Origin of the sequence: Metabacillus niabensis, assembly GCF_020524345.1 — a bacterium.
In the GTDB taxonomy this organism is placed as follows: domain Bacteria; phylum Bacillota; class Bacilli; order Bacillales; family Bacillaceae; genus Metabacillus; species Metabacillus niabensis_B.
Genome location: NZ_JAIVLH010000070.1, coordinates 1 through 509, shown reverse-complemented (window position 1 = coordinate 509; position 509 = coordinate 1). Strand labels below are relative to the sequence as shown.

The following is a 509-nucleotide window of genomic DNA, read 5'->3' as shown; positions in this document are numbered from 1 at the left end:
TTCAACATTATAACTGATGCCTATGTTACACCAGGAAATGTCCATGATTCTGTTCCTTATTTATCAAGACTTGACCGCCAAATCGAGCGATTTGGTTTTAAAGTAGAAGCTTCAGCTTTGGATTCAGGATATTTGACTAGTGCTGTTTGTAAGGGATTATCGGATAGAGGCATATTTGGAGTAATTGCCCATAGAAGATTTAAGCCAACCAAAGGTTTGTTTCCTAAATCGAAATTTACATATGATAAAGAGAATGATCTATATATTTGTCCAAATAAGGATGAGTTAACTTATCGAACAACTACAAGAGAAGGATATCGAGAATATAAATCTGATCCCAAGAAATGTGCCACATGTCCTCTACTCTCACAGTGTACAAGATCGAAATCCAAACAAAAAGTAATAACTCGACATGTTTGGGAAGACCATAAGGAGCAAGTTAGATTAAATCGCCTTTCCCCATCTGGGAAAGAACTATATAAATATAGAAAAGAAAAGGTAGAGCGAAG

At 35.8% G+C, this 509-nt stretch carries 1 protein-coding gene; it reads left to right on the top strand.

The window, feature by feature from the left end; genetic code table 11:
• Window positions 1-509, top strand: a 509-nt coding sequence (locus LC095_RS26690; protein ID WP_226530917.1) for a transposase, incomplete at both ends; no start/stop codon positions are given.